The sequence below is a fragment of the Mesorhizobium sp. M0478 genome (genome assembly GCF_040321305.1).
Taxonomy (GTDB): domain Bacteria; phylum Pseudomonadota; class Alphaproteobacteria; order Rhizobiales; family Rhizobiaceae; genus Mesorhizobium.
In genome coordinates this window covers 12,531-37,257 of the sequence record NZ_JAMYRH010000018.1, presented here as the reverse complement: position 1 = coordinate 37,257, position 24,727 = coordinate 12,531, and the positions used below count along the sequence as shown (strand labels likewise).

Sequence of the window (24,727 nt, the reverse complement as noted above, 5' to 3'; positions counted from 1 at the left end):
GCTAGACTAGGTGTGGATGGAATCTAACATTTGGTGCCCACGTTTGACGGCGGCAATGATCTTGTCGGGGTCGGCGGTCCAACTGAAGGGCTTTGGTTGCTGGTTGTGCTCTTCGAGGAAGCGGTTGATTTGGGCCTGGAGGTCGACGACGGGTGGAAGGCGCCGCGCCTGAGGCGACGCTTCGACAGCTTGGCAAAGAAGCCCTCGACCGCGTTGAGCCACGAGCACGAAGTCGGCGTGAAGTGGAAAGTGAAGCGCTGACGGCGATCGAGCCAGGCCCGCACCTTGGGATGCTTGTGAGCGGCGTAGTTGTCGAGGACGACGTGGACGGCGTTGCTGGCCGGAACATGCGCCTCGATGGCGTTGAGGAAGCGGATGAACTCCTGATGGCGATGCCACTGCACGTTCCTGCCGATAACGGTGCCGTCGAGCACGTTGAGGGCGGCAAACAGCGTGGTCGTGCCATTGCGCTTGTAGTCGTGGGTCATGGTGCCGAGGCTTCCTTTTTTCATCGGCAGGCCCGGCTGGGTGCGGTCAAGCGCCCGGATCTGCTCTTCTCGTCGACCGACAGCACGATGGCGTGAGCAGGCGGATCGACATAGAGGCCTACGACGTCGCGCAGCTTGTCGACAAGCTGCGGATCGTTGGAGAGCTTGAACTGCCGCCAGCGATGCGGCCGCAGCCCGTGCGCCTTCCAGATGCGACGAACAGCGCTTGCGCTGATGCCAGCCGCTTGCGCCATCATGTCTGCGATCCAGTGCGTCGTCTCGCCCGCGGGTCCTGCAACGTCAGCGCCACCACGCGCTCGGCGACTTCAGGCCCGGGTGGTGGAATGCGCGAGGGCCGCGTCTTGCGCGCAACAGTCCTTGGAAGCCTTCGGCGGCGAAGCGCTCCTGCCAGCGCCACACGCAGGTCTTGGACTTGCCGGTTTGCCGCATGATCTGGACGGTCCCGACGCCGTCGCTGCTCAACAGAATGATCTCGGCGCGCCAAACGTGCTTCTGCGTGCGAGATCCCGGATCAGCGCATTCAGGCGCTGGCGATCAATCAACGAAACGGTGAGGGATATTCCTGTGCGCATGCGCCAGACTCGCATGCAAACCCGCGAAAGGGAATCCCAAGCCGGACTCTTATGTCAGGCGAGAACCACTAGTTTCCGTCCATCACTTTGATATTGTTCGGGGGCCCCTAGGTTTTTGCGCAGGCAAGGTCCGGCGGTTTCAGGTACACTTCGCCTCATGGCGCCGAGTCCAAAGCACAATCCGGCACCGCCGGAGCCGACAAGGCGCCGAGAACGCACCGTCCAAGCCAGCATATTCGATCTTTGTCGCCACGCACGAGATCGGCCATGAGTTGAAGGCGGTCTAGTGGCTGGATGAGCACTATGACCTGCTTGGCGCGAGACTTGGTTCGGTGCGGCGTCAAGACCCCCGGGGCAAAGCGGTGCTGCGCTGTGCGTTTCTCGAGCAACACCGCATTCCAACCTCGAAGACTAGCCTCGTTTCGCGCCTTTGCCCGCCTGCCGTGGTCCCTGGAGCCCGCAGAAGTCGGTGCTGCAAAAGACGATCAGCGCAATTCGGCCAGAGACCTGGGAAGAGATCAAACGAGCGCTGCCGTCGAATGCCCCAACTAAAACTGGAAGACGGTGCGGTCGTGCGGCTGGACAGCACTGTGGCCCCGGCGCAGTCCGAACGTTGCTTGCTCAGAACGATCTGTCGAGCATGGCACGTTACATCTGGAACAATACCATCGGCACAGCGAACTCGTTTGACCATCTCCGTCTTGTTCGTGGCTGGTCAGCCTGAGGTCTTTCGCCACTATCGGCCCAACGGTAGGGCAAGCGGCTGACGGCTTCTCGAGCGGTCGAGCGCCGGGCGATGGGCGCGGTCAGGTCCGGGCTGCCGGGTTCGCCACGGTGATTGTTAGTTGCACGTCGCTTTCATGCTGTCGACCGCGGTCGAACCGATGAATCCCACTAAGGACGCGTCGCAATGCTGTTCGTTGCACCGGCAGAGACGACGAGCATGTTAGCCGAACCTTCGCCAACTTGGTGCTGCGCAGGTGCCGCCGGAATTCAACCTGTCGTCACTGCACGTGCCCGGTCAATTGCCGCCCGAGAGTCCCGCAGAGGACCCCAGCCCGACGGCTGCCGTGCCCAGATGCGGTGGGTTTCCCGGAGTTCCTTCCGCTCCCTCGGTGAGGCGCCGAGATTCTCTTGTATCGACAGTACGACAATTTTGTTGCATAGATGACAAAATTTTCCTACAAGAAAATTAGGTCGGCTAGTGGACCGGACGCAATGAGGACTGGACTAGGAGGACTTGATGGATGCCACGGAGAAACAGCTGCACGAGGCCGCAATCATCATTGATGCCGTATGCCCGCTTCTGGATGACCATGCGCGAATTGCGGACTACCAGGCTGGCGGTCTGACTGCGATTGCGCCAACCGTGGGGTATTGGCACGGCGCCGGCGCGACGATGCGGACGATCGGATCATGGCATAGGCTGCTGAGGGAGCGGGATGATCTCGTGTTGGTCCGTGCCGCTGCCGACATTCGGAAGGCCAAGGCACTGGGCAAGACGGGCATCATCATGCACTTCCAAGGGCCGGCACCGATCGAGGACAGTCTCGACCTGATCGACGCTTTCAAAGCGCTTGGCGTTGGCATCATGCAACTCGCGTATAACGTGAAGAACCGCATCGGCGATGGCTGCGAAGAACGCACCGATGCAGGCCTGAGTCGCTTTGGATTGCAAGTAGTCGACCGGATGAACCAAGCGCGCATGATCGTCGATTGCTCGCATACCGGTATTCAGACGACGATGGACGCCATCGAGCATTCTTCTGCGCCCGTCATCATCTCGCACGCAAACGCCAAATCAGTTCATCCGTCGCCCCGCAACATTTCGGACGAGATGATCAAGGCGATCGCTGAGAGCGGCGGCACCATTGGAGTGGTGGGCTTCCCCGGTTTCGTCTCGGGCGACAAGCGTCCGACGATCGACCAGTTTATCGATCATATCGTTTACATGTGCGACCTTGTTGGTACGCAGTGCATCACCCTAGGGATCGATTACTACAGCGGGCAGTCTCCCTACATGGATGATGCCGCTTCGATAAAGGATTATCGTGGGTTCCTTGCCGAAAATATCTGGAGCGCTGACGCCTATCCCGAGCCCCCGCATTTCTATCCCGCAGGCATCGAAACGCCAAAGACCATGTTGGCCCTGACCGAAGCTCTGCTGAGGCGCGGCTTTACGGCTGACGACATTCGCAAGATCTATGGCGATAACCTGCTGCGGATCTACGAAACCATCTGGGGGGATGAAGCAAAAGAAACATGAACGAAACGGTGCATCGGAACTCATTGTCATCGAGAACAGGGGAACTGCAATGAAAAACAAGGTCAGGAAATACAAAGCTGCCGTCGGGCTTCTTGCCCTCATGACAATCGGCCACCCGGCTTTCGCGGGCAAGGCGGACGACACGCTCAATGTTGCCTTTACCAACGAGATCGAGACGCTTGACTACTATACCGGGACCAGCCGAGAATCTCTCTCTGTCGGTCGCATCCTCTACGACGGCCTTGTGTCCAAGGACTTTAAGTCCGGAAAGTTCGTGCCCGAACTGGCCGAGTCATACAAGTTCAACTCCGACACCCAGATCGACTTCAAAATCCGCAAGGGCGTCAAATTTCACGACGGGTCTCCGTTCACCGCCGACGATGTGGTTTTCACCCTAAACCTAGTCTCCCGCCCTGACTTCGGCGCTAAATACGCCATCGCTGTGAATTGGATCGATAAGGCTGAAAAGCTCGACAATGATACTGTCCGACTCACCATGAAGGCTCCTTATCCGTTGGCACTGGAGATGCTCGCCGGCAACGTCCCTATTTACTCCAAGGCCTACTACGAAAAGGTCGGTGCGGCTGGCATGGCTGTCAAGCCCATCGGAACTGGTCCCTATAAACTTGTTGAACTGACGCCTGGTGTCGGAGTCAAGCTTGAGCGATTCCTAGACTACTACAAGGGCGGCCAGAAGGAACAACCGCAGATCGGCAAGATTAACTTCCGGGTCCTGCCGGAAAGCAACACCCAGTATGCCGAATTGCTGAATGGCAACATCGACTGGATCTGGCGTGTTCCCAAAGATGACATCCAGCGGCTTGCCGGTCAACCAGGCGTACACGTCGAAAGCTCGCCTGTTATGCGTTTCGACGAAATCAGCCTCGATCCCCACGTCCCCAACTCACCGCTCGCTGATGTACGCGTTCGCAAGGCCGTCAACTACGCCATCAACCGGAAAGAAATACGCGACGCATTCAAGGGAGAAACTTCTCCGATCATCAACTCGGCCTGCAATCCGGTACAGTTCGGCTGCGAGACCGACGTTACCACCTATGAGTACAATCCGGAAAAGGCAAAGCAGCTGCTCAAGGAAGCCGGATTGGAAAAGGGCATCAACCTGAGCATGGTCATCTCGCCCGAAGGCGTCTCGGTGGCAGAAGCCGTGAAGGCCAACCTCGCCGCGGTCGGGATCAACCTGAACCTCAACAATCTCCAGTATGCAGCGGGCGTAGAACAGTGGCGCGCCCATAAGCAGGACATGTATTATAGTGAATGGGGTTCTTATGGCGTGGGGGATGTCGCGCTGAGCGTTGGTGACTTCTTTGCAGGCACAGGCGACGACGTGGTGAACGACCCTGAGATCGTCGCGCCTGTCGTGGAAGCCTCCAAAATCATGGATAGGGATCGCCGCAAAGCGCTTTATTCAAAGGCTCTGAAGCTGATCGCCGATCGGGCCTATTGGGTTCCACTGTGGGTGTGGAGCATGAACACTGCGATGTCGAAAGACCTCGAGCTGCACATCAATCCAGACGAGTTCATTCCGTTCTACGACGCGAAATGGAAGTGATCTCCTGCCGTCCAGTCGCCACGTGCGGCTGGACGGCATAACCCTTGCAGGAGCGCACAATGTTGCATTTTGCAATGCGGCGGATACTGATGGCTTGCCTCCTCACGCTATTTGTATCGTTTGTCGCTTATTCCTTGATCTTTGCGGCTGGTGATCCTGCGGCTGCCTTGGCCGGCCAAGCCTCGACTGCGGCTGATGCCGATCGACTGCGGCATCTCTACGGTTTCGACCGGCCTATTGTCGTCCAATATGTGCATTGGCTCGGTGGAGTTCTTCGCGGGGATTTTGGAACAAGTCTCTATTTCGGGCAGCCGGTCGCCACGCTTCTTATTGATCGCTTTTCGATGACAGCCCAGCTGGGATTCTTCGCCTTGATTTTGGCGCTGCTCATTGCAGTGCCGCTGGGCGTTGTTGCAGGGCGCTGGCCCAACAGCTTTGTGGATCGGCTGGCTTTGCTATTCGCGGTCGTCGGTCAGGCCATGCCCAGCTTCTGGTTTGCCCTTCTGCTGATCATCCTGTTTTCCGTGAAGCTGGCGATCTTGCCGGCCTCGGGCACGGCCTCATGGCAAAGTTTTATAATGCCTACGGTCGTGCTGGGCTATTTCGCCACCCCGGCAATCATGCGCTTGACGCGTTCAGGCATGATATCGGCCCTTGAGGCTGACTATATTCGCACCGCTCGCGCCATGGGGCTCTCGGAGACGCGGGTTCTATTCGACTACGCCCTGCGCAATGCAGCGCTGCCTGTTATCAGTCTGGCGTCGGCGCAGTTCGGTTTCATGCTGGCAGGCTCCGTAGTTGTCGAGAATGTGTTTGCCATTCACGGAGCGGGCTCTCTAGCCTGGGAAAGCATATCGCGAGCCGATCTACCAACTGTCCAGGCACTCGTGCTCTGCTTCTCGCTGTTCTACGTCGTGCTGACCCTGCTGGCCGATATGCTCAATGCTATGCTTGATCCAAGGATGCGCAGCAAATGACCGACGCCTCAGCATATCCAGCAAGATCGGAACCGATTGCACAAAAGAGCAACTTGCTGCGCTGGCTAAGGCACGGCGGGTTGGTGCTAGGGCTCTTAGTCTTGTTCATCGTCGTTGTTATGGCAGTGTTTGCGCCCTTGCTGGCCCCCTATGACCCGTATCTGCAATCGCTTGCAACCCGCTTTGCCCCTCCAATCTGGTTGCCCGGGGGAAGTTGGGTGCACCCGCTTGGCACCGACCAGCTGGGTCGTGATTACCTGTCACGCATCATCTATGGCGCCCAAATCTCCCTGGTAATCGGCGTTGGGACCGCCGTCGTGTCGGGCATCATCGGAACCACTATCGGGATTTGCGCGGGCTATTTCGGCGGCAAGGTGGACAGCGTGGCGATGTTCGTCATCACCGCTCGTTTGGCAATGCCAGTCATTCTGGTGGCGCTGGCCGTGGTGGCGCTGGTGGGGTCCTCACTTACGGTGGTCATGCTGACGCTCGGGCTCTTGCTTTGGGACCGGTTTGCGCTCGTTACGAGGGCCACGACGATTCAACTGAGGTCAACGGAATTCGTGACCGCGGCGCAGTTGCAGGGCGCCTCCGTCCTCCAGATCGTCAGGCACGAGATCCTCCCAAATCTCCTCAACAATCTGGTCGTGGTGGCTACGCTTGAAATGGCGCAGGCGATGATTCTCGAGGCGGCCCTCTCATTCCTGGGTCTCGGCGTGCCGGCGCCCCTCCCGTCATGGGGCCTGATGATTGCGGAAGGCAAAGCCTCGATCCTGTTTGAGCCTTGGCTTATCACTATACCTGGGGCGTTTCTGTTCACGCTCGTCCTTGGCACGAACCTTCTTGGCGATGGTCTGCGCGATCTGCTGTCGCCCGATGGACGCAATTGAAGGAAGGCCAATGCTTCTCAACGTCGAAAAGCTCAACATTGACATTGCGACGGCGAACGGAACTCTTGCGGCCGTTCAGGATGTAAGCTTCAGCGTGTCGAAAGGCGAAACTCTGTGCATCGTCGGCGAATCCGGCTGTGGAAAGTCGATCACCGCGCTGTCGCTTCTGGGACTCTTGCCCAAGGTGGCAAAGCGGACGGCGCGGGAGGTGAGCTTTGACGGCATCGACATGCAATCGATCTCAAAGCGTCAACTGCGGGGTTTGCGGGGCAACCGTCTGTCGATGATTTTTCAAGAGCCGATGACCGCGCTAAACCCGCTGCACACGATCGGACGGCAGTTATCCGATGTCTATCGGGCGCATCGTTGGGCCACTCGCAGGGAGGCGCGGGAGCGGGCCATCCTACTTCTCGAGCAGGTTGGGATTTCCAACGCGACGCAACGCTTGGGCAACTATCCGCACGAGCTCTCGGGCGGGATGCGCCAGCGTGTCGTAATCGCCATGGCGCTGATGTGCGAGCCCGAGCTGATAGTGGCGGATGAACCGACCACGGCTCTGGACGTCACCATCCAGGCTGAATTGCTGCGACTGCTTATCGACCTGCAGAAGTCTTTCGGGATGGGAATGATCATGATTACGCACGACCTCGGGCTTGTGTCACGCATCGCCGATAAGGTGCTCGTCATGTATGCGGGTCAGGTGGTGGAAACAGCGGCCGCCGAGAAACTGTTCACCAATCCGTCCCATCCCTATACCCGTGCGTTGCTTGGTTCAGTACCTGATCCTTCGCACCCGCGAATGAAGCCGTTGCCCTCTATAGGAGGCACAGTGCCTTCGCTTCTAACGCGTATAGAGAGCTGTCATTTCTACGATAGGTGTCCTCTCGCCTCCGATGCTTGCAGAAGGCCGATTGACCTGGAAGAGATCGGAGACGGCCATCAGGCACGCTGCATAAAGGCCGGCGGAGCAAAAATGCGTCTGAAGGTCGTTGCCTGATGAGCGACAAACCTGTTCTCGAGTTGCGCAAGGTCTCGCACGAATACGGTGGCCGAAGAGGGATTTTCGGCCACAGCGCGCCGATGCGTGCTGTGGATGACGTTTCGATCCGCGTCAGGAAGGGCGACGTTCTTGGTATCGTCGGCGAGTCTGGGTCTGGGAAAAGCACGCTCGCAAAGATCATGCTCGGTCTCCTCCCGCCGACGCAAGGGGACGTACTGCTGCATGGGCGGTCCATCGCCGGCATGACACGTCGGCAGATCGCCCAACGGATGGGGTTCATTTTCCAAGATCCGTATTCGTCGCTGAACCCGCGCCAGACCGTGGGCAAGATCGTGGCCTATCCGCTGTATTTGCGCGGCGAGGGCACGTCGGCGGAGCGGCAAGAACGAGCGCGAAAAATTCTTGACGTGGTGGGTTTGCCGTCACGTTTCCTGGAAGCGTATCCCAGCCAGATGTCGGGCGGCCAACGGCAGCGCGTCGCCATCGCGCGAGCTCTGATCTCACGTCCGAAACTGCTGATATGCGACGAGCCGACCTCGGCGCTTGACGTGTCGGTTCAGTCCCAAGTGCTCAATCTGCTTTTGACGCTGCGCGAGGAATTCGATCTGACATACGTCATGATCAGCCACAACATGAGCGTGATCCAGCATATGACCACGCACGTGGCGGTAATGTACGTAGGCCGGGTCGTCGAAATGAACGTCTCCGAGCGGATCTTCGAAAAGCCGCGCCACCCCTACACACAGCTTCTGCTGAACTCGACGCTGACGGTCGCGCCGGGTGCCGGTGTTCCCGATCTGAGGACTGACGCCGCTGCCCGCCAGGCGATGCGTGATTATCCATCCTACATTGCTCCTTGATGGTAAAAAGACCTCTGACGCCCCAGCCCGATTCGGTATGAGATAGAGATGACGCAGTTGGATTCCATACAGCAGCACAAATATCCACCGGTCGGAGTTACCGTTCAGAAGCTGCGCAAGCAATTCAGGCTCACCCTGAATGACTTGGCGCAGAGATCGGGGCTTTCGATTTCGGCCGTATCAAAAATCGAAAACGGCCAAGTCTCGCCGACATACGACACCATCCTTCGCCTTTCGGTTGGGTTGGGTGTCGATGTGACCGAGCTCTTCGGCAGTATCACCAGCAAACCCGGTGCGGCAGGCCGCCTGGTCGTCACCAGAGGCGGCGAGGGCATTCTGCAACAGACACCTCACTACCAATACGAGTTGCTTGGCGCCGATCTCGCAGCCAAGCAGTTCACGCCTCTGCTGACGCGTGTGCGTGCGCACTCAATCAAAGAATTCACCAAAATCGAGGGCCATCTGGGGGAGGAGTTCTTCTATGTGCTGTCAGGTGAGGTGATCTTGCACACCGAGCACTATGCGCCGGTGCGCCTCTTGCCAGGCGACAGCAGCTACTATGACTCCACAATGGGTCACGCGCTCGTTTCGGCAAGCGAGGAGGATGCACTGATCTTGTGGATCGCCACGCGCGTCCACGGAGTACTGGTCCAGCCCTCTTCAGCCGTTTGAAGCGATCTCGCGCTAGCGCACGATGAACTTTTGCCGAAAAGGCATTCCGGTGATCTGTTCGCATGTGCGCTTTGACGGACGCGCCAAGGGTTTGAGAGGGACAAAATGAATTTGGCTAAGTCTTGAAGAAATTTTATGAGTGACGGAAATGGAAATAACAGCATCGCCGTGATTGGTGCCGGGGTAGCCGGAATCACAACCGCATACGCTCTTGCGAAGCGCGGCATCAACGTAGCTGTCATTGACGCACTCTCCGGCCCGGCCGAAATGTGCAGCCGCGCGAACGCCGGGATCATCGCTGTCGGACACGCGAAAGCCTGGGCAGGACCGCAAGCAATTGGCGCCATGGTGAAAGCCATTGCGGGACGTGACCCGTCGGTCCAAATAACACGCCTGGGAGATCCTGCGCTTTGGCATTGGGGCCTTGAGTTCTTGCTCAACTGCCGCTCTTCGACTCATCTAAGGAACACCGACAAGCTCCAGCGTCTGAGCCGCTATAGCCGCGCTCTCGTCGCCGCGGCCGAAACCGACATGGACCTACCCAAAGAAATCCGACATCAGGGCGGCCTTTATCTGTTCCAGAACAAGACGCAGTTCGACACTTATGTCGCCTCGATCAGGCGTCATGGCGACGGCGCAATCGAGGTGCTTAACCGGAAGGGGCTGATTATGCGCGAACCTGCGCTCGCCGCTATGCCCGATTTGGTTGGAGGGCTGTTCAGTGCAGCAGACTCTGTTGGCGATTGCCGGCTGTTTAGCCAACGAGCAGCCGCCTTCTTGAGCCAGACACACAAGGTAAGTCTGCATTTCGATACCCGCGTCACAGGCTTTCGCCGCGTGGGCAATGCTATCGCGGCGATCGTAACAGACCGCGGAGAAATACCCTGCTCGGCAGTGATCTTGGCCACGGGTGTCGAAACGCCCGACATCACCCGATCGCTCAGCTTTCGCCCCAATATATATCCAGTAAAGGGCTATTCGGGCACTTGGACGATTACGGATCCCGAGGGGGTGCCCACGTTGCCCTATGTCGACGAAACGGAATTGCTGGCTGTCGCAACCTTTGGCGGAAAGCTACGCGTCACCGCGATCGCTGAATTTGCGGCTCGCGATCGCTCTCTTCCCGAGGATCGCATTGAACGGATTGCCGCTTACGCGCGACGGTCTTTCGGGCACGCGGTGGATTTGGCAACGCCGGAATTCTGGTCCGGTCTGCGGCCAACCACACCCGGTGGTCCCCCCTACCTGGGCCGCATCCGGCGGTTCGACAATCTTTGGATCAACGCGGGGCACGGGCAACTCGGCTGGACGATGGCGTTCGGCTGCGGCGAGTTGCTGGCGCAAAGGATCATAGGCGAACAAATATCGTTAGAGGACGTCAGTTCGAGGGCTCGATGGCTTTCATAGCTTTGTGTTGCTGCCTGCAACTTCGACGTGCCGCGATTCTGGACGGAAGCTACGAAGCTCGCCGACGGAGCGATACCACAAGGAGCAAACGGATATGACTGATGCCGCTATCAGGATCATTGATGCCCATGCGACTGCGGCAAGTCTCCCCTTCGATGCACTTGTCGACGCCCTACAGGCCGGTTTTCACAATGGCTGTGTGGTGCCTGCCCGGCATCATCATCGTCTCGAGAAAACTGGTGAGCCGGATGCAACCCTTCTTATCATGCCGGCCTGGGCCAAACCCGAGGATCAGGATCAGTTCCTGGGGGTCAAGCTAGTCACTGTGGTTCCAGGAAACGCAGCCCGAAGCTTACCCGGACTGACGTCCACCTACATCCTCTACGATGCGGTGACAGGCCGACAACTGTCCTTGATGGATGGCAATGTCATCACCTCAAGGCGGACGGCGGCCACGGCCGCATTGGGCGCTCGTTTTCTCGCTCGGGTGGATGCACGCTCACTATTGGTTATAGGCGCTGGTCGGGTCGGCAGCCTCATTCCTGACGCTTACCTCGCCGTTAGACCGATCGAGAAAGTGTCGGTTTGGGATATTCAACATGAGAGCGCTGACAAGCTCACTCGCTCATTGAATGAGCGCGGGATTACCGCTCAGGTCGTGACTGATTTGGAACAGGCCGTAGCCGCCGCGGACATTGTCACAGCTGCAACCCTTGCGACCGAGCCAGTCATCAAAGGACAGTGGATTCGTAAGGGAACACACATCGATCTCATTGGCGCCTTTACCCCGGGAATGAGGGAGGCAGACGATGCAGCGTTGATGATGGCCAGGGTGTTTGTCGATACCCACGAAGCGTTGCACGAGGCGGGTGACCTTGTTCAGCCCATAGGAGGCGGCGTGGTTGCCAAGGAACATGTCCTCGGCACGCTCGAGGACCTTGCAAACGGGAAAGTGAAGGGGCGCACCGCCGTTGATGAGATCACCTATTTCAAAGCGGTTGGATCCGGTTGGCCGACCTTGTCGCGGCTCGCATGGTCTACAAGAGCGTTCGCGCGGCTACCGTGTGTGTTTAGCACAAACCGCATGCGAGCAGTGCGCGAGACGGTGGGCGGCAACGCAGCACCTGCAATTAACTGTCAGGAACGGTTCTCAAACCAGCAACAGCCGGCCCAATTCCCGAAGGGAGCATTGTATGAACGAAAGCGTTGAACCAGCATCGACCAAGCCGGCAGAAGCTCGCTTGCGCGTAGCCATTGCTGGCCTCTTGCACGAGACGAACACGTTCGCCCCGTTTGGCGCCTTCTACGACGACTTCGCTCGGGCCGACGGCTGGCCAGCAATAACGTTTGGCGCTGACATTCTCGATGTCTTTCCTCCCCTTGAGATCCCGATTGGGGGCTTCATTGCTGCCGCCAAAGACACGTGCGATCTCGTGCCCATAGTGTGGGCTGCGGCCGAGCCGACTAGCTTCGTGTCGGACGACGCGTTCGAACGGATCGCCACGGAGATCTGCAGCGGCATCGCGGCCGCTGGGAAGCTCGACGCGATTTTTCTCGACCTTCATGGCGCTATGGCAGTCCAATCATATGAGGATGGTGAAGGAGAATTGCTTCGACGCGTCCGAGCGTTCGTCGGACCTGAGCTGCCCGTCGTCATCAGCCTTGATCTTCACGCCAACGTCACTGAGACGATGGTGGAATTGTGTGATGGCATCGCTCTGTTTCGCACCTACCCGCACATCGACATGGCCGCGACCGGTCAACGCGCCTTTACGCTATTAGGGCACCGCATCCGACATGGCAGGGCTCTGGCAAAAGCGTTCAGAAAGCCGCCGTTTCTGATTCCGCTGGCCGCGCAGTGCACAGACTTCGAGCCTTGCAAGAGCCTGTACCAGAAACTGCCGGACTATCTGGACGCCGCTGTATTCAATGTTGACATGGCGCTAGGTTTTCCTTTGGCTGATATTCGGGACTGCGGCCCGGCGATAGTAGCTTACGGGACAGATGCAGCGGCCGTCGCAGCCGCAGCCGACAAGGCCTGCGCGGCGATGCTCGAGGCTGAAAGCATGTTCGAGATGCCGTTGCTCAGCGTCGGGCAGGCAGTGGAACATGCCCTACTCCACGGAGGCAGGGGCGAAACCATCGTCCTCGCCGATGTTCAGGATAATCCAGGCTGCGGAGGAACATCAGATACCGTAGGACTTCTCAGAGGGATGGTCGAAGGTGGATTGCGGAACAGCGCTCTAGGGCTGCTTTGGGATCCAGAGACAGCAGCGTCAGCTCACGAGGCCGGGGTAGGCGCCGAAATGGACGTACGCCTGGGAGGACGTTTCGGGTATGATGCCGAACCTTACCGGGTCAGAGTTCGCGTCGAGCAACTTTGGGAAGGGGTGTTCACGGCCAATGGACCGTTCCTCGCCGGCGTAAAAGTTGATCTTGGTCGGATGGCGCGCCTGCGAATACTGGACCCGCGTTCCGACGTGCAGGTCGCAGTCTCGACCATCCGATATCAATGCCTAGACCAAGATCTTTTGCGCGCTGTTGGAATAGAGCCGAAGGAGCAGTCCGTCGTCGCAGTCAAGAGTACCATTCACTTCCGCGCGGACTTTGCACCGATGGCCAAAGAAATCGTCATGGTCGAGTCCCCTGGTGCTCACTGGTGCCGCAGCGAGACGCTCCCCTACGAGCGATTGCGGGAGGGCGTGCGCAAAGCCCCGATCTCGCTGACTAGAGACCCCCTTTTGCGCGAAAAAACAGGGTCCCGATTCCATGGTCATTGACAGTTTTCGTCCACATTTCCGCTGTCGAACGTGCGGGCCTCTCGACCCTGGCTGACGGCCAGAAGATCAACTATGAGATCGAGCAGGACCGCCGCACTGGCAAGTCCTCAGCTGGCAGGCTGAGCAAAGCTGGTTGAAATTTTCTCCTGCGTCCTAGCAAGAGTAGGCACGTAGGTCCGGAGGTCCTCACGGCCGCTCGATAGGAGCGAGCAAAAACTGAGGGCAGCAGATTGCTGCAGGCGTCGCGAATTCCTCATGAAACAAAGTTGTTTGAAAGGAAGGCGGGGCTGGCCCCGCCTTTTTATATGACGCGCAGATTAAGCCGATGGCTGCAACGCTCCAGAACGAATCTCGATTGCCGAAATCAAGCCGCGACCTTCTTGCGGGTTCGCTTCGTCGGCGCAGGCTCCGGCGCTTCCGGCGCCTTCGGTTTGCGGCCGAGCCCCATCGTCTTGGCCAATGACGAGCGCGCCGCGGCGTAGTTCGGCGCGACCATGGGATAATCCGCGGGCAGGCCCCATTTGGCCCGATATCCATCCGGCGTCAGCCCATAGTGGGTCGACAGATGGCGCTTTAGCGATTTGAATTTCTTCCCGTCCTCAAGGGAGATGATGTAGTCCGGTGTCACCGATTTCCTGATCGGGACTGCGGGCGTAAGGGCAACCGGCTCTTGCGCAGAGACACCTCCGGCCGTCGCTCTCAGAGCCGCATGCACTTGGCCGATGAGGGCAGGGAGATCCCCCACCGGGATCGGATTGTTGGAGACATAGGCCGACACGACATCGGCGGCAAGCTCAATGAGGGTGTCGACGTTTTTTCCGGCTTCTTCTGTCATGAAACTCTCCAGGCGGTGAAACATAGTCAGCGAAGCGTCGCTTCATAGGGCCGGTTGCCGCTGAAAGCAACAATGTCTCGACAGCGTTATTGCCAATGCTCGTCCAGAAGCGACATCGATGCGCCATATTTCCCGTCGTGACCGCTGAGCCACTCGTTGTTGGCGACCCTGCCGTGGTGCGTGGCGCGTCCCGGCTGTACTTTGCGCCGAAGTTGCTAGTAGTCGAGGCTAAGCGCGCTATTTTTGTCTCGCTTTACTTCTTTGGCTGTGAAATCGAGGGATCGTGATCGCTTGCTGGTGGGCGTCAGGGACGATGGACGGTCATTGGCAATGGCCAAATGTAAGTTCATCGCCCGGTGAGCCGCTCTTCCAAGGGGCTGGGAACCGCCGCTGGTAACCAAGGACATCAATGTATTTCGAGGCGTTTCTTAGCCGGTCCTCGAGAGACGGCAATCGCTGCGGACGACACCTGTTCCACGATATCGAACAGCGCGGCGACACAGGCAGCTTCTCGAATCTGGAGCGGCTTCTCGCAAGTTGGCGCCGCGCCGAGAGGCCGGGCAAGGACAGTGCGTCGCCTGCTTCAATCATACGCGTCAACCAGTCAGCGACGCTGTCCCATACGAATCCCGCGACCGGCCGTGTGATCTCGCCGGTAGTCGCCCCGGCCCTCTGCACGAAGCCTCGGGATGTGCTGATGATCAACCAGGCCACAAAGGTCGACGTCCTGAAGCAGGGATCACATGAGTTTGCCACTATGCGCAGGCTTGCCATGCGCTCCGCGGCATTTTGCGGGGCCTGTGAATTGGGCAAGCTCGACACTTCGATCGACGTGGCGTCAACTCCGGGTCCGTCGCCATCACGCGTTTCGGTCGGGTCCTACGCCGTGACGCTGACGCCGTTCGCGATGCCATTGAACTACCGTGGAGCAACGGCCAGGCGGAAGGGCTGATGAACCGCCTGAAGACGATTAAACGTACCATTGGGCAGAGCGGGCTGCGAACTCATTAGGGCACGCATGCTGCCACTCAGCCCGGCCTGATCACCACACAAAGCGAGGAAGAACCTGGTCAAGTGCAAAGCGACAATTGCCTCGACAGCAGGTCCCGGAAGGTTTATGCTGCCCGATGTTACCGCAATCCTGAATGGCGATTGAGTACCTTCACGACTGAAGGGAGTGGAACTGCTTTGTCGGCCAAATTGTTGACGGAACGCCCGGCGCCCATTGTTGCTACATGTCTAGATTCTTGGGGCGTTTTGGATGATGCAATCCACCATCTCACTCCAAAGGGCAGTGGAATCTGGAACAACGTCGCTTTTGTACGCACTACATCCTTCGTGCCCGATTGGCATATTGTCTTTAACTCTGCTTCTCTTTTTGGGCTCCCTGTTGATATCGAGGCGAGCCCAAACAGGACAATCTTTGCAATCGGCGAACCGCCGACGAAAGCTCATCGTGCATTTCATGAAGGGCAGGGGAAGAATACTATCGTCCTGACGTCTGACGAAGAGCTGGCTGCTCGGCAGAATGCAGCGCGCCGATTCGTTTTGTCTCCACCTATCACTCGGTCTTGGTCTGTAAACAAGACATATGACCAACTTCTGGTCAGCGAAGTCGTGGATAAGCCGTTTCGGCTCTCATGGATTACCAGTAACATCGCCCTGCTAAAAGGACATCGATATCGGCTGGCGTTTCTGGAACGGCTGAGAAAGGAGCTCGATTTTGACCTGTTCGGCCGAGGTTTTCGGCTGATTGGAGATAAATGGAACGCACTCGCACCTTACCGTTACAGTATAGCGTTCGAGAATACTCGTGCTGACTACTATTTTACAGAGAAGCTTATGGACTGCTTCGTTGCTGAAACAATGCCGATCTATTACGGCAGCCCAGCAATCACGAGGTTCTTCCCTTCGGACTCTATGGTTCTGATTGACCCAGAGGACAAGAACGTAACCCAAAAAATTCAAGAAATCATCAACTCAGACCTCTGGAAGGAACGTCGCGGCGCAATAAGAGAGGCGAAGCGGCTAGTCCTCGAGAAATACAATACGTTTGCCTATCTCGCGGGCTTCATCGAAAGCGTTCAGGATAAACCCTTACCGCCAGAAATTATACACATCGAATCGCCTGAAGTTGATTTTTCGATAGACGAATGAAGTACTCCAACGCTCGCTCCGCGTGCCCGGCGGTTGGTGGTCTCACGAGATCGGTGCGGAACGCCCGGCGGAGAATGCCTGCTGCGCAAACGGGCCGGCACGGGCGCACAAGGTCATGCGCCCCCGGCTGCCGCTAATCAGACGAACTGGGGAAGGCCAGGAACGGAATTGAGGACCTCGTCCACGAGTTCGTCGCCGGCATGTTCCTTGGCGCAGGCGATCGTCTCGTTGGCGAGGGCGGCGATCTTTGCCATGCTGAGACCCTCACCCATCAATTGCTGCCCGAGCCCCATAAGGCCGCCACCCTCTGGGTCGTCGCCATGATACTTCGCTACTAATTCCGAAGCTCCCGGAATGGCCTCGATCATGCGCGCGCCGGGACCGTCGGCCGCGTGGCTCCGCAGGAAACCCAGCATTAACCCAACGGCCTTCTCTGCGACAGCCGGGCCGATGCCGGCACCAGTGGCGATGCGCGGTAAGATTTCTTCCATGCAGGGTCTCTCTCTCTTTGATTACGTTTACAAGGGGCCGGTCCGGCGCCGCGCCTTTGGCCGACCCACAATTGAACTCCACAAAATAGGCCAGCGGAGGTGCTATTGCGCCTAAAACCGCCTCTGTCAACGCAAGCTGCGTCGGACGTGCGTGTTTCCCAAACCGAAGATCATTCCAATTCACTTCATTACGCACTGGCAACCGCACAGTTCGCGGTGGCTCGCTTATGAGCCAATGCCCCGCGCCCGTCAAATGATGACGACAACATGGTCATCGCCTAGGATCTGTGGATCAAGGTGTGAGGCAGTTGCAGCGGGTGGACCTGCTCAAGCGCCGCGCCATCCTCGCGTGATGGGATGTTCGTAGAAGCGGAGCTATATGCCGGTGTGACGATCGATGAAGGCAGAACGGCTATTCCGCTACGACCTCCATACTGTCGCATAGACCGTCGCTGCTTAGGTATTGAAACCGCCATCGCTGGTGACATCACAATGTGCAGTCGGCGGGTGTCGACAAGGCCGATTCACGCAATCAGCAGGTCAGGAGGAACGAATGAACCCTGACGTTTCAGAAGCTCACTTTTCGCAAGGCGTGCAGCGCACATCGTGCAAGAGATTGCCAGTCTTGCGGATGCTGTCGACTTTCTCAACCTTGGCTGGAAGATCGCAGTGACCGAATCTACGAAGCCGCCCTCAGGGCGTGCTTTGATGCATAAAACCGGTTGCCAACCAGGGATACTCCTCCTCCCTGAAGTCCAATCGAGAAGAGCGATCACTTCCAAGAGGGTCCCAGCTCAGCTGCGAAAACAGGTGTGAGACCCCGTCCTCTCCCTCAAGCTGATCTAGCTCAGGGCGTTCATGAGCCGCAGATCGCATAATGGCTGCGTGGACGACGCAGGAAGACCAATTATGAAAATCCTATTCAGTACGATGGCTGTCACCTTGCTGGCACCCACCGCCTTTGCTGCGGATTGGATCCCAACCGACCTCAGAGATACGGCATTGGCCACCTTCACGGCTTTGCCATCCACCACGCCGACAGTCGCCAATAACCCGATCACCCCGGAAAAGATCGCTCTCGGCAAGGCACTGTTCTTCGATCCACGCGTCTCGGCGTCAGGCGTCTTGTCGTGCAATTCATGCCACAACCTGGCCACCGGCGGCGACGACAATCACGAAACCTCGATTGGCCATGGTTGGCAGAAGGGACAGCGCAACGCGCCGACTGTACTGAACGCTGTCTTCAATATCGCCCAGTTCTGGGATGGTCGTGCCGAAGACCTGAAGGCTCAGGCGAAGGGACCGGTCCAAGCCGGGATCGAAATGGCCAATACACCGGGCCAACTCATCGCCACTCTCAAGTCCATGCCGCAATATGTCGAGTGGTTCGATGCAGCTTTTCCGGCTGAAGCTGATCGGGTCACCTTCGACAACTTCGCCAAGGCGATCGAAGCCTTCGAGGCGACACTGGTCACACCTGCCCCGTTCGACAGCTTCCTGAATGGTGATGAGGTTGCCATGACTTCCGAACAGAAACAGGGCCTGGTGCTTTTCATGGACAAAGGCTGCTCGTCCTGCCATGCGGGCATCAACGTTGGTGGGCAAGCCTATTACCCATTCGGCCTCGTGGAACGGCCCAGCGCCGAAGTCCTGCCGGACAAAGACAAGGGCCGATTTGAGGTCACCAATGCAGCCGACGATTCCTATGTCTTCCGCGTGGCGCCGCTGCGCAACGTTGCACTCACCGCGCCATACTTTCATTCGGGCAAGGTTTGGGATCTGAAACAGGCCGTCGCCATTATGGGGACCACCCAGCTCGGCGTAGTACTGGCGGACGAAGAAGTTGACCTGCTTGTTGCCTTCCTCAACTCGCTGACCGGAGAGGCACCTGACGTCGCCTATCCCATCTTACCCTCAGAAACGGTGACAACGCCCCGGCCTGTAACGCAGATCTCAGGAAAATAAGGGCCAATCGGCTGCGGACTCGCAATCGAAAATGATTGGCGATTTTTACTTGGCGACACGAATTGCGACGTCCATCTCCGAATTGGCGGGACGCTAGCGATACCCGAACCCTGCCACCTCGCCCGTAGTCTGCGCGATCAACTGGGGGCGGACAGACGCAGCACCATATATTGTCGCTGCCTGAGCGAACGCGCCAAGCAGTCTACTTTGAGAAACGACGCGTGTCCGATTTGTTCGAGGCGCGGGGCCTGTATGTCCCCAAGGAACCAATATTATAGCGTAGTGCCACATTTATATTTCTGCGGGATTAAGACACGTGCCGTAGGGAAATTGCACATTTGCGCCGAGTGGCTCATTTCCAAGAGTGTGCCGGTTTGGCATGTTCACGGCCGACAGGAGCCAGCCGGTAGCTCACCACACGGTGAGGAAGGAGAAGCCTCAGGCCACTTTCTCCCGGAGCGCGCGCGCTGCAGCGACCATGTTCATGAGGGCAGGGCGGACCTCCTCCCATTTGCGTGTTTTGAGGCCACAGTCCGGGTTTACCCACAGTTGGCCGTCGGACAGTCGCTCGCGGGCAAGCATGATTAGGTCCGAAATCTCGCAGACCTCCGGCACACGTGGTGAGTGAATGTCATAGACGCCGGGACCGATCTCGTTCGGATATTTGGAGCTCGTGAAGGCGTCCAGCAGTTCCATCTTGGAGCGCGACGTCTCAATCGAAATGACATCCGCATCCATTCCAGCGATCGCGTCGATGATCTCGTTGAACTCCGAATAGCACATGTGGGTGTGGATTCGAGTCGCGTCCTTTACACCCGTTGAAGCGATCCGGAAGCATTCGACAGCCCAGTCGAGATAGGCTTTCCAGTCAGATTGGCGCAGTGGCAATCCTTCGCGAAACGCGGCCTCATCGATCTGGATCATCCTTGCGCCGGACCTTTCGAGATCCGTCACTTCGTCGCGGATGGCGAGCGCGATCTGGCGGCAGGCTTCGGAGCGGGGTACGTCGTCTCGAACAAAGGACCAGTTGAGAATGGTCACTGGGCCTGTGAGCATTCCCTTCACGGGCTTTTCCGTAAGCGACTGGGCGAATTGCCACCAGCGCACCGTCATCGGATTGCGCCTCGATACGTCCCCGAAGACGATGGGGGGACGCACGTAGCGCGACCCATAGCTTTGCACCCAGGCATGCTGAGTGAAGGCGAAGCCGGACAGCTGCTCGCCGAAATGCTGTACCATATCGTTTCGTTCGAACTCACCGTGCACCAGCACGTCCAGCCCGATCTCTTCCTGCCAACGAATTGCTGACTCGATCTCCTTCTTCAGGAAAATCTCGTAATCGACATAACTGAGCTGGCCCTTCGCATGAGCGGACCGCGCGCGGCGTACCTGCGGCGTCTGCGGGAAGGACCCGATTGTCGTCGTCGGGAACGGCGGCAGCCCGAGCGTGCCGGCCTGGACTCTGGAGCGCTCGCCAAAAGCGCTCTCTCGTCGTTTCATGCTATGGTCAATGCTGGCGATCCGCCCCTCAACAAGCGGGTCATGGATCTTCGTGGACGTCAAGCGAGTGGCGGCAGCCTCGGCAGAAGCTTTCAACGCGGCTGCCACCGCATCCCTGCCTTTGGAAAGGGCCCGGGCCAGCAAGACCAGCTCGTCGGTCTTCTGGGCCGCGAAGGCGAGCCACGACCTGATGTCGGCCTCGAGTTCCGTCTCCATGCGCAGGTCAATCGGCACATGCAGCATCGAGCAAGAAGGCGCGATTTCGACGCGGTCCAAGGGCCAGCCGGCGACGATCGGTTTGATGCGGTCGAGAATGGCGGGCAGGTTCGCACGCCAGACGTTGCGGCCATCGATCAAGCCGAGCGAGAGCACCAGATCCTTCGGAGCGAGCCGACCCACCGTTTCCAGCTGCTCGGGAGCGCGCACGAGATCAATATGCAGGCCGGCCAGGGGCAGAGAAACCGCGGTTTCGAGATTGTCTCCCAGCGACCCGAAATACGTAGCCAGCATGATCTTCAGCTCGGGCGCGGCTTTCGACAGCTGGCCATAGGCGAATTCGAACGCAGCTCGTTCGTTCGGGTTCAGATCCAGGACAAGCGCTGGCTCATCGATCTGCACCCAGTCGGCTCCCGACAGCTTCAGCCTCTGCAGGACTTGCTCGTAAACGGGCAGCAGCCGCGGTAGGAGCGCGATGGGACCGAATCCTTCGGCACGCGATTTCGCCAGCTTGAGGAAGGTGATGGGTCCAAGGATGACTGGGCGTGTGTGAATGCCGAGAGCTTTAGCCTCGAGGAAGTAATCGACCGGCTTCGATGACGAGAGGGCGAACGTCTGATCATCATCGAGTTCCGGCACAATGTAGTGGTAGTTGGTGTCAAACCACTTGGTCATTTCCATCGCGGTTACACCAGGTCCATGAGCCTCCTCCTGGTGACCAGCGTGTCCACAATCCTCCGTCTGACCCTGGTTGCCGCGCGCCATTGCGAAGTAGATGTCAAGTGGGACCTCGCCGCTATTCCAGCCGTACCGGGATGGAATGGCCCCGACCATGGCTGCGGTGTCGAGCACATGGTCGTAAAGCGAGAAGTCGTTCGACGGGATTTTCGACACGCCGCGATCGCGCTGCTCTTCCCAGCTAGCGGCTCGGAGCGCCTTCGACGTCGCAAGAAGGTCGCCAGCGGACGATGTTCCGGACCAGTAGCTTTCGAGGGCGAATTTCAGTTCTCGCCGACGACCGAAGCGCGGCACGCCGAGCGTTGCTACAGGAATTTGCTGAGAGACAGTCATGTCATACCCCGATGGTTGGGGGCGTCGGTGACAAGGAAGGCGCTAGCAGGCCGGCACGCCGGTTGCAGCGGCCACCGAGACACCCCGCCCGTGGACGTAATTCGCCGTGGCAGGTCTCCTGGCTCGCGGGGTCATAGCCTCCACCCGTCTTCCCGAGGGTATTCGCCTCAGTGACATGAGTGGATTGGCTCGCCGCTAACAGTTGCGGGGGCAGCGCCGGCATCGCACCGGCTTCCCTCTTAGCTCCGCTGCGGCAGCACCGTACGCGAGAACCACAACAGCAGACAATCACAGCAACCCGCTCTTTGTCAATGACGCATAATGAAATGTTTATGTCGTTATATGGTCGCGTTTTACGCCTTTGTCTAGCATTGTGAAATATTCAGTCTGCTGCCCGCATTCGGCATCGTGGGACGTGATCGCAAGTCAGGTCCGACCGACGCCGCGAGTTCTCCGTTACCTCAGGAACCTTACTGGCCCCCCAAGCTGAGCTTCTGGAAAATGCTGGTGACGATCTGGAGGACGGTGAATGCCGTCATGGCAAGCACGCCTTGCACCGCTCCTCCAGCGAGCTTCACGGCAGCAGCATGGGTCAGTTCTCCGAAGCGAATGGCTGTCGCTATCAGCGAGCTTTGACACAGTTCCGCCACTGCGGTCATCGCGTCAGTAGGGCGGCTGGTTAGTTGCCCGCGCATCTACAGCAACCCAGCCCCTTCCGCCTCGCGGCGCAAATTCTGCCTTGGCCTTGGGCCGATCTGCTGGATCACCAGGCCGGCCGCCAGCGAGCCAAGGTCGCCGCAGGTCTTGAGGTTGCGGCCCTGCGTGTAGCCATGCAGGAAACCGGCGGCGTAGAGGTCGCCGGCGCCGGTGGTGTCGACCAACTCCTTGATGGCGGTCGCCTCGATGACCACGGTCTCGTCGCCGCGCACGATCACCGAGCCTTTTTCGGAACGGGTGACGGCGGCAATCTTGCAGTCCTTGCGGATCTGAGCCAGCGCCTCGTCGAAGGATTTTGTCTGGTAGAGCGACTTGATCTCGTGGCTGTTGGCAAAGACGATGTCGACAGTGCCCGAGCGCATGAGGTCGAGGAACTCGTCCCGGTAGCGGTCGACGCAGAACGAATCAGACAACGTCATCGACACTTCGCGCCCGGCCTCGTGTGCGAGCTTCGCCGTCTGCCGGATCGCCTCCTTGGCGCGCGGCGGATCCCACAGATAGCCCTCGAAATAGGTAACCTTGGCGCCGGATGCCTTGTCGGCCTCGACATCCTCAGGGCCAAGCTCGACGCAGGCGCCGAGATAGGTGTTCATCGAGCGCTCGCCGTCGGGCGTGACGAAGATCATAGAGCGCGCCGTCGGCGGCTCGCCCTTGAGCGGCCTGGTGTCGAAGGCGACACCCTGTGCATGGATATCGTGCGCATAGATTTCGCCCAGCGCATCGTTGGAGACCTTGCCGAAGAAGGCGGCGCGTCCGCCGAAGCTGGCTACGCCGGCCGCCGTGTTGCCGGCACTGCCGCCGGAGGCCTCGATCGCCGGGCCCATGCGGCTGTAGAGCAGTTCGGCGCGGCGCGTGTCGATCAGGTTCATCGCGCCCTTGATGATGCCGTTGATCTCGAGGAATGCCTCGTCGCACTGGGCGATGATGTCGACAATGGCATTGCCGATGCAAAGCACGTCATAATCCGGCATCAATGTCTCCGCCAAAAAACCCGAGCCGGCTTCTCGCCACGCCTGCCAGGCGCGGGTCTGCCCGGTGGAAATGGGCTTTCCGCTTGCCGATCCGTTCGCCGGCGGCTCTCACGGGGCGGCGAGTCCTGCCTCGCGACGCAATTCGTCCGCCCTGTCTGTCTTCTCCCAGGTGAAATCAGGCTCTTCACGGCCGAAATGGCCATAGGTCGCTGTATTGCGATATATAGGGCGTAAGAGATCAAGCATCTTGATAATGCCTTTCGGTCTGAGATCGAACAACTCAAGAATGAGGCGCTCGATCCTGCTTTCCTCAACCCTGGCTGTCCCGAACGTGTTGACCATGACGGAAACCGGACTGGCCACGCCGATTGCGTAAGCAAGCTGCACCTCGCACACGTCCGCAAGTCCGCTAGCGACGATGTTCTTTGCGACATAGCGGGCTGCATAGGCAGCCGAGCGGTCAACCTTGGACGGGTCCTTGCCCGAGAAGGCGCCGCCGCCATGACGACCCATCCCGCCATAGGAATCGACGATGATCTTGCGTCCAGTGAGACCGCAGTCGCCGCGCGGCCCGCCGACTACGAACCGCCCCGTCGGGTTGACCAGAATTCTGATGCCTTCCGTCTCCAGGTGGGTCGGCAGGACAGGCTTTATGATTTCCTCAATGACGCCCTCGCGGACAGTCTCTTGCGAGACCTGCTCGTCATGTTGCGTCGACACGACGATGGTATCCAGGGCGACCGGGCGCAACCCCTCATAGCGCACTGAGACTTGGGATTTCATGTCAGGACGCAACCAGCCAAGCTGTTGTGCCTTCCGGACATACGCCTGCCGTTTCGTCAAGCGATGAGCGAGCTGGATCGGCAAAGGCATCAGGGTATCGGTTTCGCGGCATGCGTAGCCGAACATGAGGCCCTGATCTCCCGCTCCCTGCTGGAGGTCTTGCCCTCTTCCCTCGTCAACGCCTTGGCTGATGTCGGGCGACTGCTCGGTGAGGGCATGAACGACGGAGCAACGCCGGCCGTCAAAGCCGACGGCCTCGTCGTCGTACCCAATGTCGAGAATCGTATCGCGCGCAACTTGGCTGTAATCCACCTGGGCATCGCTGGTGATCTCGCCAGCCAGAACGACTATCCCTGATTTTACCAAGGCTTCACAGGCGACGCGCGCCTTGGGATCTGTGCGGAGGATGGCATCGAGGATGGCATCCGAGATGTTGTCGGCCAACTTATCCGGGTGCCCCGCGCCAACCGATTCGGAAGAGAACACGAACTGCCTAGCCATGAATACCTCGCTTCGGA

At 58.7% G+C, this 24,727-nt stretch carries 18 protein-coding genes, 4 pseudogenes and 1 riboswitch; of the genes and pseudogenes, 15 read left to right on the top strand and 7 right to left on the bottom strand.

The features are described 5' to 3' along the window. Positions 1–6: 6 nt before the first annotated feature. Positions 7–1,081 (bottom strand): annotated as a pseudogene (locus NKI64_RS29105) (IS630 family transposase). Positions 1,082–1,238: 157 nt separating this feature from the next. Here NKI64_RS29105 and NKI64_RS29100 point away from each other — a divergent pair. The 12 genes and pseudogenes from NKI64_RS29100 to NKI64_RS29045 all read left to right on the top strand — a co-directional run. Then, positions 1,239–1,683: pseudogene (locus tag NKI64_RS29100) on the top strand (hypothetical protein); the annotation flags it as partial. A 641-nt stretch (positions 1,684–2,324) separates the two neighbouring features. Further along, a complete protein-coding gene (locus NKI64_RS29095) occupies positions 2,325–3,347 on the top strand; it encodes a dipeptidase (protein WP_023685646.1) in 1,023 nt (340 codons plus the stop codon). 49 nt (positions 3,348–3,396) lie between these two features. Further along, positions 3,397–4,917 (top strand): ABC transporter substrate-binding protein, encoded by a 1,521-nt coding sequence (locus NKI64_RS29090; RefSeq protein WP_352671589.1) that lies wholly within the window; start codon positions 3,397–3,399, stop codon positions 4,915–4,917. A 59-nt stretch (positions 4,918–4,976) separates the two neighbouring features. Further along, positions 4,977–5,894 (top strand): ABC transporter permease, encoded by a 918-nt coding sequence (locus NKI64_RS29085; protein ID WP_023685644.1) that lies wholly within the window; start codon positions 4,977–4,979, stop codon positions 5,892–5,894. Further along, positions 5,891–6,784: an ABC transporter permease gene (locus tag NKI64_RS29080; protein WP_023685643.1), complete on the top strand. Its 894-nt coding sequence runs from the start codon at positions 5,891–5,893 to the stop codon at positions 6,782–6,784. Before NKI64_RS29085 ends, NKI64_RS29080 begins: the two co-directional genes overlap by 4 nt. A gap of 10 nt (positions 6,785–6,794) precedes the next feature. Continuing rightward, positions 6,795–7,781 carry an ABC transporter ATP-binding protein gene (locus NKI64_RS29075; protein ID WP_352671585.1) on the top strand — a complete coding sequence of 329 codons (987 nt, stop codon included), beginning with the start codon at positions 6,795–6,797 and terminating at the stop codon, positions 7,779–7,781. After that, entirely contained in the window at positions 7,781–8,644 is an 864-nt protein-coding gene (locus NKI64_RS29070; RefSeq protein WP_352671582.1) for an ATP-binding cassette domain-containing protein, read from the top strand. Before NKI64_RS29075 ends, NKI64_RS29070 begins: the two co-directional genes overlap by 1 nt. 48 nt (positions 8,645–8,692) lie before the next feature. Next, entirely contained in the window at positions 8,693–9,316 is a 624-nt protein-coding gene (locus NKI64_RS29065) for a helix-turn-helix domain-containing protein (RefSeq protein ID WP_023685640.1), read from the top strand. A 135-nt stretch (positions 9,317–9,451) separates the two neighbouring features. After that, a complete protein-coding gene (locus NKI64_RS29060; protein ID WP_352671579.1) occupies positions 9,452–10,723 on the top strand; it encodes an FAD-dependent oxidoreductase in 1,272 nt (423 codons plus the stop codon). Between the two features lie 94 nt (positions 10,724–10,817). After that, positions 10,818–11,797, top strand: a pseudogene (gene lhpI, locus NKI64_RS29055) (bifunctional Delta(1)-pyrroline-2-carboxylate/Delta(1)-piperideine-2-carboxylate reductase). A 119-nt stretch (positions 11,798–11,916) separates the two neighbouring features. After that, positions 11,917–13,503 (top strand): M81 family metallopeptidase, encoded by a 1,587-nt coding sequence (locus NKI64_RS29050; protein WP_352671576.1) that lies wholly within the window; start codon positions 11,917–11,919, stop codon positions 13,501–13,503. 2 nt (positions 13,504–13,505) lie between these two features. Further along, a pseudogene (locus tag NKI64_RS29045) lies at positions 13,506–13,640 on the top strand (cold-shock protein); the annotation flags it as partial. 227 nt (positions 13,641–13,867) lie between these two features. Here NKI64_RS29045 and NKI64_RS29040 read toward each other — a convergent pair. Beyond that, positions 13,868–14,338: a Ros/MucR family transcriptional regulator gene (locus tag NKI64_RS29040; protein WP_023685635.1), complete on the bottom strand. Its 471-nt coding sequence runs from the start codon at positions 14,336–14,338 to the stop codon at positions 13,868–13,870. 409 nt (positions 14,339–14,747) lie between these two features. Between NKI64_RS29040 and NKI64_RS29035 the strand changes: the two genes are divergently transcribed. Together NKI64_RS29035 and NKI64_RS29030 are read left to right on the top strand one after the other, a co-directional pair. Further along, positions 14,748–15,290: a hypothetical protein gene (locus NKI64_RS29035; RefSeq protein ID WP_502901409.1), complete on the top strand. Its 543-nt coding sequence runs from the start codon at positions 14,748–14,750 to the stop codon at positions 15,288–15,290. Positions 15,291–15,490: 200 nt separating this feature from the next. Then, complete coding sequence (locus NKI64_RS29030; protein WP_198031542.1) at positions 15,491–16,495, top strand: glycosyltransferase family 10 domain-containing protein; 1,005 nt, start codon at positions 15,491–15,493, stop codon at positions 16,493–16,495. A gap of 137 nt (positions 16,496–16,632) precedes the next feature. On the opposite strand, the gene NKI64_RS29025 is transcribed toward NKI64_RS29030, so the two are convergent. Then, positions 16,633–16,986: a hypothetical protein gene (locus tag NKI64_RS29025; protein WP_023702970.1), complete on the bottom strand. Its 354-nt coding sequence runs from the start codon at positions 16,984–16,986 to the stop codon at positions 16,633–16,635. Between the two features lie 909 nt (positions 16,987–17,895). On the opposite strand from NKI64_RS29025, the gene NKI64_RS29020 reads away from it, so the two are divergent. Continuing rightward, a complete protein-coding gene (locus NKI64_RS29020) occupies positions 17,896–18,951 on the top strand; it encodes a cytochrome-c peroxidase (RefSeq protein ID WP_023702971.1) in 1,056 nt (351 codons plus the stop codon). Positions 18,952–19,389: 438 nt separating this feature from the next. On the opposite strand, the gene metE is transcribed toward NKI64_RS29020, so the two are convergent. From metE to metK, 4 genes are all read right to left on the bottom strand, one after another. Beyond that, positions 19,390–21,738, bottom strand: a complete 2,349-nt coding sequence (metE, locus tag NKI64_RS29015) for a 5-methyltetrahydropteroyltriglutamate--homocysteine S-methyltransferase (protein ID WP_352671571.1) — start codon at positions 21,736–21,738, stop codon at positions 19,390–19,392. A 91-nt stretch (positions 21,739–21,829) separates the two neighbouring features. Continuing rightward, a riboswitch (cobalamin riboswitch) is annotated at positions 21,830–22,030 on the bottom strand. Positions 22,031–22,208: 178 nt separating this feature from the next. After that, on the bottom strand, positions 22,209–22,433 hold the full coding sequence (locus NKI64_RS29010) for a hypothetical protein (protein WP_352671568.1): 225 nt from the start codon (positions 22,431–22,433) through the stop codon (positions 22,209–22,211). Next, positions 22,434–23,426 (bottom strand): adenosine kinase, encoded by a 993-nt coding sequence (locus tag NKI64_RS29005; protein ID WP_352671565.1) that lies wholly within the window; start codon positions 23,424–23,426, stop codon positions 22,434–22,436. A 108-nt stretch (positions 23,427–23,534) separates the two neighbouring features. Continuing rightward, the gene (gene metK, locus NKI64_RS29000; RefSeq protein WP_023693516.1) at positions 23,535–24,710 is read right to left on the bottom strand and encodes a methionine adenosyltransferase; all 1,176 of its coding nucleotides are present in this window, start codon (positions 24,708–24,710) and stop codon (positions 23,535–23,537) included. Positions 24,711–24,727 lie beyond the last annotated feature (17 nt).